At 39.5% G+C, this 10,922-nt stretch carries 11 protein-coding genes and 1 tRNA gene; 7 read left to right on the top strand and 5 right to left on the bottom strand.

What is annotated here, in order from left to right; translation table 11 throughout:
• The first annotated feature begins 159 nt into the window (after nt 1–159).
• A complete protein-coding gene (locus DVG78_RS06405) occupies nt 160–3,339 on the top strand; it encodes a type I restriction endonuclease subunit R (RefSeq protein WP_114460226.1) in 3,180 nt (1,059 codons plus the stop codon).
• Nucleotides 3,336–4,031 (top strand): M48 family metallopeptidase, encoded by a 696-nt coding sequence (locus DVG78_RS06400; protein WP_114460374.1) that lies wholly within the window; start codon nt 3,336–3,338, stop codon nt 4,029–4,031. Before DVG78_RS06405 ends, DVG78_RS06400 begins: the two co-directional genes overlap by 4 nt.
• A 203-nt stretch (nt 4,032–4,234) precedes the next feature.
• On the opposite strand, the gene DVG78_RS06395 is transcribed toward DVG78_RS06400, so the two are convergent.
• Complete coding sequence (locus DVG78_RS06395) at nt 4,235–4,462, bottom strand: helix-turn-helix domain-containing protein (protein ID WP_199563209.1); 228 nt, start codon at nt 4,460–4,462, stop codon at nt 4,235–4,237.
• Between the two features lie 82 nt (nt 4,463–4,544).
• On the opposite strand from DVG78_RS06395, the gene DVG78_RS06390 reads away from it, so the two are divergent.
• From DVG78_RS06390 to DVG78_RS06370, 5 genes are all read left to right on the top strand, one after another.
• Nucleotides 4,545–4,955: a hypothetical protein gene (locus DVG78_RS06390; RefSeq protein WP_114460225.1), complete on the top strand. Its 411-nt coding sequence runs from the start codon at nt 4,545–4,547 to the stop codon at nt 4,953–4,955.
• 148 nt (nt 4,956–5,103) lie between these two features.
• Nucleotides 5,104–5,511 (top strand): hypothetical protein, encoded by a 408-nt coding sequence (locus DVG78_RS06385; protein ID WP_147277006.1) that lies wholly within the window; start codon nt 5,104–5,106, stop codon nt 5,509–5,511.
• Nucleotides 5,512–5,755: 244 nt separating this feature from the next.
• The gene (locus tag DVG78_RS06380) at nt 5,756–6,106 is read left to right on the top strand and encodes a hypothetical protein (protein WP_114460223.1); all 351 of its coding nucleotides are present in this window, start codon (nt 5,756–5,758) and stop codon (nt 6,104–6,106) included.
• Nucleotides 6,107–6,194: 88 nt separating this feature from the next.
• Nucleotides 6,195–7,058: an AAA family ATPase gene (locus DVG78_RS06375; RefSeq protein ID WP_114460222.1), complete on the top strand. Its 864-nt coding sequence runs from the start codon at nt 6,195–6,197 to the stop codon at nt 7,056–7,058.
• Nucleotides 7,036–8,022, top strand: coding sequence for a DUF3871 family protein (locus DVG78_RS06370; protein ID WP_114460221.1), 987 nt, complete (start codon nt 7,036–7,038; stop codon nt 8,020–8,022). Before DVG78_RS06375 ends, DVG78_RS06370 begins: the two co-directional genes overlap by 23 nt.
• A 404-nt stretch (nt 8,023–8,426) precedes the next feature.
• Here DVG78_RS06370 and DVG78_RS06360 read toward each other — a convergent pair.
• From DVG78_RS06360 to DVG78_RS06345, 4 genes are all read right to left on the bottom strand, one after another.
• Nucleotides 8,427–8,500: transfer RNA gene (locus DVG78_RS06360), tRNA-Asn, on the bottom strand.
• A 184-nt stretch (nt 8,501–8,684) separates the two neighbouring features.
• Complete coding sequence (locus DVG78_RS06355) at nt 8,685–8,960, bottom strand: hypothetical protein (RefSeq protein ID WP_114067371.1); 276 nt, start codon at nt 8,958–8,960, stop codon at nt 8,685–8,687.
• 32 nt (nt 8,961–8,992) lie between these two features.
• On the bottom strand, nt 8,993–9,616 hold the full coding sequence (rsmG, locus tag DVG78_RS06350; protein ID WP_114070261.1) for a 16S rRNA (guanine(527)-N(7))-methyltransferase RsmG: 624 nt from the start codon (nt 9,614–9,616) through the stop codon (nt 8,993–8,995).
• A gap of 31 nt (nt 9,617–9,647) precedes the next feature.
• Nucleotides 9,648–10,820 carry a glycosyltransferase gene (locus DVG78_RS06345; protein WP_114460219.1) on the bottom strand — a complete coding sequence of 391 codons (1,173 nt, stop codon included), beginning with the start codon at nt 10,818–10,820 and terminating at the stop codon, nt 9,648–9,650.
• Nucleotides 10,821–10,922 lie beyond the last annotated feature (102 nt).

Below are 10,922 nucleotides of genomic sequence, written 5' to 3'. Positions count from 1 at the left end.
ATTAGAAGAGATAGTAGATGATATAAGAACCAAAAGATTAGAAGATAGAACTAATCAAAGGTTATAATAGAAGCAGTTTAAAATTACTATTTATCCAGCTAAAGAAACAGTAACTAACTTCATAATTGATAAGAAATAAATATAGAGTATAAATAAACCATGAATACACCCAGCTTTAAAGAAGACCATGTTAGTCAGTTACCTGCTTTGCAGTTACTGCAAAAGTTGGGTTATACCTACCTTCCCCCCGAAAAAGCCCTCAAACTGAGGAACAATAAAATCAGTAATGTACTGCTGGAAGAAGTCCTTCGTAAGCAACTGAAAGAAATCAACAGCATTCGGGTCAGTTCAACCAAAACCTCCTTTTTCAGCGATGCCAACATTGAGCTAGGAATCCATGCCCTCAAAGAACTACCCGTGAATGAAGGGTACATGACTGCTTGTGAGTCTGCTTACAACCTTCTCACTTTGGGTAAGGCATTGGAGCAAAGCATTGATGGTGACAAAAAAAGCTTTACGTTACAATACATTGATTGGAAAAATATCCACAACAACGTCTTTCATGTCACGGAAGAGTTTGTGGTAATGCGCAGCACAAGTAAAGATACCTACCGCCCTGATTTGGTGCTTTTTGTCAATGGTATTCCCTTGTGCATCATTGAGTGCAAAAGACCTGACATCAAATCTCCCGTGTCAGAAGCTATTTCCCAACATACCCGAAATCAGCAGGAAGATGGCATTAGGCCATTGTACATGTACAGTCAATTGCTGTTGAGCATTGCTACTTTGCAGGCGAAATATGGCACTACTGATACCAAAGAAGAATTTTGGGCTGCTTGGAGAGAAGAAGGAGCCACAGAACAGCAACAAGCGCAAAAAGACCTGCTGAAAGAGCTTATCAATACGCCATTGAGTCCTGAACAAAAGCAATTACTCTATCAGGACCGTGAGTATTGGGAAGTAAAATATATGGAGCAGCTTGAAAAATCAACATTGGAAGTAAGTGTACAGGATGAATATTTATTTAACCTTTGCCGACCCGAAAGACTGATGGAGCTATCCAAAGACTACATTCTGTTTGAAGGGGGCACTTACAAAAAGATAGCCCGTTATCAGCAGTACTTTGCCATTAAAAAGGTTATCAAACGCATTCAGAACATTGAGCAGGGAAGAAGGCAAGGAGGAGTTATTTGGCATACCCAAGGCAGTGGTAAGTCACTCACAATGGCTATGCTAGCCAAGAAAATTTACCAAACCATTCGCAATCCCAAAATAGTGTTGGTCACAGACCGCATTGATTTAGATACTCAAATCACTGACACATTCAGCAAAGTGGATGTCCCAGTACATAATGCCAAAACAGGGAATCAGTTAGTGGCACTGCTACAAAGTAAAAGTGATGCAGTAGTGACCACCATTATCAATAAATTTGAAGCAGCAGTTAATCAGTTGGCCAATACCCCTTTAGAATCCCCAAATATTTTTGTCTTAATTGATGAAGGCCACCGTACTCAATACGGAACTTTCAACGTGAAAATGCAAAAAGTGCTGCCTAATGCCTGCTTTTTGGCATTTACGGGAACTCCCCTGATGAAAAAAGAAAAAAGCACAGCCCAAAAATTTGGAGGAATCATTGATGACTACACTATTTTACGAGCTGTTGAAGATGGGGCCATTGTACCCATCATGTATGAAGGACGATATGCCATTCAAAATGTTAATCAAAAAGCCTTAGATCGCGGGTTTGAAAGTGTGGCTGAGCCCCTTAGTGAATACGAAAGAAAAGACCTGAAAAGAAAATACAGCCAAGCAAACCTCATTGCCAAAACCGAACAACGGATTGATGAGATAGCCAGAGATATTTCAGACCACTATACCCAAAACTGGGGTGTGGATAAAACGGGAGAAAGAAGTGGATTCAAGGGAATGGTGGTAACCCCTGACAAAGCAACGGCCATTAAGTACAAAAAAGCTTTTGATTTGATTGGAAAAGTTACCACTGAAGTAATCATATCCCCCTCTGATGACCGCCAAGGTAATGATGATATTCACGAAGAGTCCACGGATGAAGTAGTGGCCTTTTACAAAAAAATGGAGGCTAAATTTGGAAAGGACTTTGAAAAAAAACTGATAAATCAATACAAAAAAACGGATTACCCTGAGCTCATAATTGTAGTTGACAAACTGTTGACAGGATTTGATGAACCGCGTGTGGTGGTCATGTACGTTTGTAAAAAGTTAAGAGAGCATACCCTCTTGCAAGCAATAGCAAGGGTAAATCGAGTAGCCGAAGGCAAAGAATGTGGCTTTATCATTGATTATGAAGGCATTCTTGGAGAACTGGATGAAGCAATGAATGTGTACAACGATTTGTCTGAATTTGACAAGGATGATTTGCAGGGTACACTCACCGATGTTAAAGAAGAGATAAAAAAATTACCTCAACGCCATTCAGTGCTGAATGACCTTTTTAAATCCATTTCCAATAAACTGGACATCGTAAGCTACTCAAACCTTTTGGCTGACGAAGCAATAAGAACAGAGTTTTACCAAAAATTTACTGCTTTTGCCAAGTGCTTAAAAATAGCACTTTCCTCCCTAGACTATGAAAACAACACTCCTCAAAAGACAAAATCGCTTTATTTAAGCCATTTTAAGTTTTTCACCAACCTCAGAAATGCAGTCGTTAACACCTATTCAGACAGGGTTGATTTCAAAAAATACGAGAAGCAGCTCCAAAAACTGCTTGACCAACACGTAACCACTGAGGAGGTCATCCGACTGACTGAGCAGGTCAGCATCTTGGATGCCACTGCTTTTGAAAAAGAGTTGGAAAAAGTGGTAGGCAGTAGGGCCAAAGCTGAGACAATTGCGAGTAGAACAAGCAAACACATCAGTGAGCGAATGGATGAAGACCCAACCTTTTACAAAAGGCTATCTGAACTCATTCAGCAAACCATTGCTGATTTACGGGCCTTTCGTATCTCAGAATTGGAGGCTATCAAAAAACTGAAAGAATACCGAGAGCAGGCTATCAGTAAAAAAGGAGATGACATTCCAACTGACTTACAAAATAAGGAAGAGGCCATTGCCTTTTACCGATTGATTGTGTCTTCCATTAAGCTCTCACAGGAGCAGGGCATAACTTTTGCACAAGAAACGGATGCCATTATTCGCAGATATGTAGTGGTTGATTGGCCTAATAAGTTGGACATAGTTCGGAAGATTAACTTTTACATTGGGGAATACCTCATTGATGAACTCCAAATGCCAATTTTGGAAGCCGAAGAACTAGCCAGCAAATGTGTAGAAATAGCCAAAATACGGTACAAAGCATGATTCATTCCATTCAATTTGGGTCCAAAACAATAACCTTCAAGCTCCAATACGGGACACGTAAATCTCTGGGTATTACAGTAAATCCTGAATTGGAAATAATTGTCAAAGCACCCATGGATGCCCCTTTGGATAAAATTGAGGAAATTGTCAGAAAAAAAGCCCCTTGGATAATCAAACAGCAAAGCTTCTTTTTGTCCTTTTACCCTAAAACCCCAACCCGCAAATACATTGGCGGAGAAACCCATCTTTATTTGGGCAGGCAATATCGGCTTAAAATTGATTACGGGGTGCCTGAAACAGTCAGAATTAAGGGAAGGTATATTGAAGTACGAGCCAGAGAGCAAGCACGGGTCAAAGAGTTGGTTACCCTGTGGTATTTGGAACATGCACGGGCAAAATTCCCCCCAATAGCCCAACCACTAATTGATAAATTCAAGGTGTATGACGTAGAGCCATCTTCGATTGTTTTAAGAGACATGCCCACTCGCTGGGGAAGTTGCACCCCCAAGGGTAAAATCATTTTGAACCCCGAATTGATAAAAGCACCTAAGGGCTGCATTGAGTATGTAATTATTCACGAACTCTGCCATCTTGTCCATCACGACCACACACAAAAATTCATCGACCTCCAAACCAAAATGATGCCTGATTGGGAGAAATGGAAATCGAAATTGGAAAAGTTGTTGGCCTGAAATACTGATGTAAAGCCACCCAACCAAAACAAGCAGGTATATAGGGGGTTGGGTTGGTTGGGTTTAGTTTTCGAGTTCAAAAGTGAATGATCCAATTCGACAACTAGCCAACCCAAAGGCATATATTGGGTAGTGTATTGGTTGGGTAGCTACCGCTTGATAACTTTTTGATTCAATTAATGGCAATTAGGCTAAAAAGTAGTTTATTCAAACTTGAAAAGTTCGGGTAGTTCAACCCCTAAAGCTTGGGAGAGGGCATAGGCAGTACTGATGGTGGTATTTACTTCTCCCCTCTCAATGTTACCTACCTGATTCTTAGACAGATTGGCTCTGAAATACAGTTCCTCTTGGCTTAAACCTTTCAGTTCTCTGAGCCTACGGAGGTTTTCACCAAACCTTTTTAAGAAGCCGTTATCACGAATTTTTGTCACAGCCCAAAACTGAGCTGTTTCTTTTTAACAATCCACCCATTATATTGGGTATATTTTCAAATTTTTACTTAAATAATAAAATATGGAAGACATTTCACAGCTAAATTTATACATGGGTGCCCTATGCAAAACCCTAAATGATAACGGTTTTCGTCAAAAGCTTATCCTTAATGGTGAGCCACGATACATTGATTACAAACTGGATAGGTTAATGCCCGATTTAACTGTTATGCATATAACTAGTGATGTTGAAGCGTTTCAATTTTTAACATCGAAAGGGTTGATTCGTAATGATATATGTCACTTTTGCGGAGAGGCCCCAATTGATGGAAGAAAAACATTTATTGAACCATCCCATAAAATTGCTTTTAGCATTTGTAATCATTGCTACGCTAAGGGAATCCCTCCTACAAAAATTGACGTGAGAAATACTGGCTGTTTAGTTACATTGTTTTTTGTAACACTTACTATTATATTATTACGACTAAATTAATATAATAATTGTCAGTATTTAAATAAATTTCTGGGACTTTATCAAAATCTAACTTAATAAAATGCTGATATTTATAATTATTGTCCTTGTTATTGTCGGGTTCATAATACACGATAATTTGTCCAATCAACTACCCAAAAATGAAAAAATGGATGAGTATCAATATGCTCGTGATTCATATTCAAGGCAAGTAGGTGAAAAAAGTCAACCAGTTGAAGGAACGATGAAAGAGAAGTACCCTAACCTCTTCGATTACGGCTATGACAAAAGATATGAATTAAAAATGGAATTATACAAAGATGATGGGAAAACTATAGAATTTAAACACCCTATTTTGAATAAGGGTATTATTGGATATGTCCACCATGGCATTGAAGATGTATATGGCAAACCGCATATATACGTTGATGTCAAATTTAAGAATGGGAAATTATTTAGAGGTGCAAGGCTGCCTATTGAGGAAGATTTGACAAAAGATGAATATAATGAAGTTTTGGGGCAAATGATTCTGTCTCATTGGTCAAATCCAGACTACGTACAAGCTATTATGAGTTAATAACAGATTTCTTTTTCTTAAGTAATCAGTTTTTTCTTCATTTTGTAAAACTTGATGTAAAATTTTTAATACCCCCTTTTTTTTGAGTGCGTATTGAAACAAGACAGTGTAGAGCTCATCCCCAGCTTACGAAAACACTGCCTCTATATCCCGTCGTGCTTCAAATAAAAATATTACTAATGTACACACGGGGAAAGAGAAAAGTGAAAAATAATTCTTGTTTCACTTTAAAACATTTATCATCATGCTTACCGTAACCAATTACGCAATCCGTACTACTCAGGAGGGGAAAAACTATTATGCCTTAGAACTAACCAGTGATGAGCCTGAAATGGTCTTATCACGTTCTACAGGCAGGTATTACATCACTGCTCGAAAATGTTTCATGAGTACGACATTCAATGAAACAGTTTGTAAAAATTTCATCGGAAAACAATTCCCAGGTTCCATTACAAAAGTTGAATGTACACCTTATGAATTTACTGTTCCAGAAACAGGTGAAGTAATCACTCGTCAGCATCGGTATGAATACAGTCCTTTAGAAAATGGTACACCTGAACAGGCAGTGTTTGGCAACCAATTTGAAACTGCCTGACAGTTCACCACTCATCTACTTTGGGGTAGGGTCTTTCAAAAGGCTCTACCCTTTTTTTTTTCTTTTTTCACCAAAAACATTCTCTAAAATGCAACTACAACCAGCACAGCGTAAAAATGTCAAAATAAAATTAGGGCTACAAGGAAGCTCAGGCAGCGGCAAAACTTATTCAGCTTTACTTTTAGCCTATGGGCTTGTCAATGACTGGAAGCAAATAGCTGTTATTGATACTGAAAACCAAAGTGCTTCGCTTTATGCTCATTTAGGCCGTTTTTATATTCTACCCCTAAAGCCACCTTTCTCTCCTGAACGCTACATTCAGGCCATTAAAGTATGCACTGAGGCCCAAATACGGGTGGTTATTCTTGACAGTTTGAGCTTGGAATGGGAGTATATCTTGGATGCCCATTCACAGCTGACAGGCAACAGCTATACCAACTGGGCTAAATTCACTCCTAGACATCAACAGCTGATTCAAGCTATTCTACAAGCAGATTGCCATATCATCTGTACCCTCAGAGCAAAACAAGATTATGTCCTAAACGAAAAGAATGGCAAGCAGGTGCCTGAAAAGGTAGGAATGAAGCCTATCCAAAGAGAAGGTACTGATTATGAACTCACTTTGGTCTTTGAACTGGACAGTAAACACCACGCCATTGCTACCAAAGACCGTACAGGCTTATTTGCAGGACAACCTGAATTTACCATCACTACCCAAACTGGAAAACTCATTCAGGATTGGTGTCAATTGGGACAGCCTGAGAAACCTTTTCACGAGTATGTCAATGAATGTCAAACAGTGGATGAACTGAGGGAGCTGTACATGTCTCATCCTGAGTATCAGCAATCACATCTGAACTACTTTAACCTGCGTAAAGCCCAGCTACAAAGCCCTATTTCTACCATTTCACCTCAAACTCTATCTACCAATGGAACTGCAACTCGTCAATAACCACTCTTTGGCTCCTGTTATTCAGCAGGAAATTATCACACCCTCAACAGAAGTGGCTTTTATACAGGCCAATACTCTTCCCATGTCTTTGGTTGAATTGGAGCACCAACACCTGATTCCTGTCTTTGTCAAGGACAATGAGCCCGTAATTTCCCATCAGGATTTTATCAATTGTGCCTTAGAAATTGTCCATCAGGTTTTTCCAAATGAAACTGTCCTGTCCCCTGCCATCAGAGTATCTCACCCGATCAAAGGCAGGATTCCCGAAGCCAAGGACAAGCGAGCCAAAGACCTATTACCACATGAAGAAACACTTTATTTTGAGCGAATGATGTTTGTGATTGAAGTAGCCAGCATTAGGGATAGAATCAATGGAAATGAGTTATGTCTGACCATTGGTGGTGTGAAGTCTTACAATCTTGATAACCTTTACAATAGAAAAGGAGCAGATGAGCATTTCAAAATTTTCATTGGTTTTCAGAACAAAGTATGCTGTAACCTGTGTGTTTGGTCCGATGGATTAGTTCTTAACCTGAAAGCAAAGCACCTATCTCAGCTAATGAAGGGGATTTATGAACTGGTATTGGGCTACAAAATGAACAATCATCTCAAAGCAATGCAATCCCTAACGGAATCTTATTTGACCGAACATCAATTTGCTACATTGATTGGGAGAGCACGATTATACCAATTTTTACCCCCTAACGATAAAAAGGAGGTGACCAAACTGAATTTTGTAGATTCTCAGATTAACACTATTGCCAAAGATTACTACCACGATACCTCCTTTTGTAGGGAACAAAATGGAGACATCAACCTATGGAAAGTGTACAATCTCTTCACTGGAGCCAATAAACAAAGTTACATTGACTCCTTTTTGGGGCGGTCAGTGAATGCTTTTGAGTTGATAAACAGTATTGGCAATGCCGTACAGCATCAGCAGTATCATTGGTTTTTATCTTGATTCACCAAAGGGGACCGGTTAAATACGGTCCCTTAATCCAACAATTTTATGGAAACACCTACAATTGACCGATATGAACAATTTAATTATTTGGACCCATTCTCAATTATGGTAGTGAATCAGAAAGGAGAATTACGTAGGTTGTATTGTCCCTTCATTGTAATTGGCAGACTCAATTGGGAAGAAATTTTTGAAGGCTACCAATACAAGGTAGAAATGGTTAAACTTGAACCTCCCAGTCGGATATTCTATGTTATTTCAGGGAAAACGTACACACATTCCCTCTTTAGCATTTATTTAAAAGGGTAAAGAAGAATGGGTGAGCAGTGAGTTGTGTATCAAATTGTGTATCAAATAAAAAAAGCACTTACAAGAATTATCTCGTAAGTGCTTGATTTTTAGGGCTCCCGAGGCTGGGCTCGAACCAGCGACCCTCTGATTAACAGTCAGATGCTCTAACCGACTGAGCTACTCGGGAATTTGAATGCCTACGTCGTTTCCGATTTTGGTGGTGCAAAAGTAAGTAGTTCAGTATTTCAATGCAAGAAATTTTTGAAAAAACTTTACTCCCTTTTCGCTTATTGCCTGACATTCTATAGGTTAAACCTACCAAAAATGACAGATAAATAAATCATGCATCGGTAAGAGGAGGCAAAAACTTCTTAAACTCGCTCCAAAATAAGTGCCTTTATGCGTTGTGCGTCGCTTTTTGTAAAATTTTCAATCACAATTTCGGGCCTTGCGCGGGGAATAACCCTGATGGTCGCGAAAAACATACCACTGTCAATTTCAACACCAGAGATATCGCTATAAAATACAAATTGCTCGGTACCGCCGATGAGTTTTCTCATTTTAAAACTTACACCTTTGTCGGTCAACTGAACCTCATTCGGCCTAACGGGGTCTTTTATACTGCTCGATTTGAATACTTCATTCATGAGTTTAAAATTTAACGTATAATAGTAGGATACTATCCTATGGGTACATAAACTATTTTTTTTGTCTCAAAAAATTCCTCCTCAAAGAAATCTTGAAGTTCAAAGATACGGCTTTTGCGCTTTAGTTCGGCCAACTCTTCATCCAAATCGCCTCCCTTCAGTGCTAAAATACCGTTTGTGATGGGGTGAACATGGTTCCGGCTAATTTTACTACGCACCCAACTATACAACGGTGCAATGCGCGTCACCGCCCGCGTAACCACAAAGTCGTAGTCTCCATCGGCTTGTTCGGCCCGGCAATGTTCTGCTCGAACATTTTTCAAGTCAAGGGCATTGGCGATTTCTTGCACAACTTTGATTTTCTTCCCGATACTATCCACCAAATGGAACTCCGACTCAGGAAATAGAATTGCCAACGGAATCCCAGGGAATCCACCACCCGTACCTACATCTAAAATATTGGCAAACTCTCTGAATTTTACCACTTTGGCAATGCTCATCGAGTGTAATACGTGGCGCTCGTAAAGATTCTCCACGTCTTGTCGAGAAATAACATTAATCTGTGCGTTCCAGAAAGCATAAAGCTCTTGCAATTGCCCAAACTGTGCCTTTTGCTGAGGCGATAACTTTGGAAAATATTTTTCTACTATTTGCATATCATTCATGTTTTACTGATTCATTTGGGTATTACCTCCATCTTACTTTTTTGCGTCGATTGTACCACATCACAAACGACATTGTAAAATAATAGACAAAGAGCGTCAAGTCCATCAATGGAATGGCAAACCAACCTACTGATTTGTGAAGTTTACGAGAAGCAAGGCCCAGTACAATCCATTGTGTCACAAGACGTATACTAAAAAGCACGCCTATGATGATGATGTAGGCTAAGAAAGCCTGATAATTCCATAAGCAGCCTAAAATCAACCCTAAAAATAACATCCACGACAGTACATGCGCACCTGACAATACCGCTAAACGAACTTTATTTCCCGTTTTATAGTATTTGCTAACCGATAAATGTCGTTTCTTTTGGCGATACCAATCTTTCCACGTTGTTTTTGGAAGTGAAACCATAAATGCATCGGCGTTTAGGCAAACAGCCGTATTGTGCCCAGTGGCAATTTCATTCATCAACAAATCATCATCACCACCCGTAACCCGTAAATGCGTATAAAAGCCTTTGTTTTGGGTAAAAAGCGACTTGCTATACATTAAATTCCTACCTACTGCCATGTAGGGCTTTCCTGCTAAGGCTAAAGATAAGTATTGAATAGCTACATAAAATGTCTCAAAACGAATCAAGCGATTGAGAAAACCGTCAAGTTTTTGGTAGGGAGAAAATCCAATAACAATCTGCTTTTCCTCCGTAAGACAGGCCGCCATCCCTTTAATCCACTGATCGGTTGTTGGCCGACAATCTGCATCGGTCAATAATATTACCTCATGCTTCGCGCCTCGCACTGCGGTTGTAACGGCGTACTTTTTGGGCGTAACGTGGTCGTATTCTTGCCTGATATGTACAAAACGAACCTTGTTCCAGACGTTTGCTTCTTCTTCCGCAAATTCTTCAGTTCCATCCCACGAGCGGTCATTCATCACAACCACTTCATAGTTAGGATAGTCTTGCTCGTTAAGCATGGGCAACAACTCGCGTAAATTTTCTAATTCATTGTGCGCACAAACTACCACCGTTACAGCAGGCCAGTGTTTTTTTTCAACGGGAGGCTGTTGGAAAAGAAGTTTCGCAAATACGAACAGGATGTAATACAATTGAACTAAGACAATTACGACAAACAGGCCTAGTAAAATGTTTAAGAAAGGATAAAGGAACCAATTGGTCGAGTAGAATATATCCATGCGGTAGTAAAAAGTCCGCAAATATAACAGGGGTTGGGCAGATGCTAAAGACCTTATGATAGATTAAATGATATAGTATTCTAATTTTGTGCCTCAAAAGTT

Origin of the sequence: Runella aurantiaca, from assembly GCF_003339505.1 — a bacterium.
Classification (GTDB): Bacteria; Bacteroidota; Bacteroidia; order Cytophagales; family Spirosomataceae; genus Runella; species Runella aurantiaca.
The sequence above is the reverse complement of the archived record's forward strand: the minus strand, read 5'-3'. Positions and strand labels throughout refer to the sequence as shown.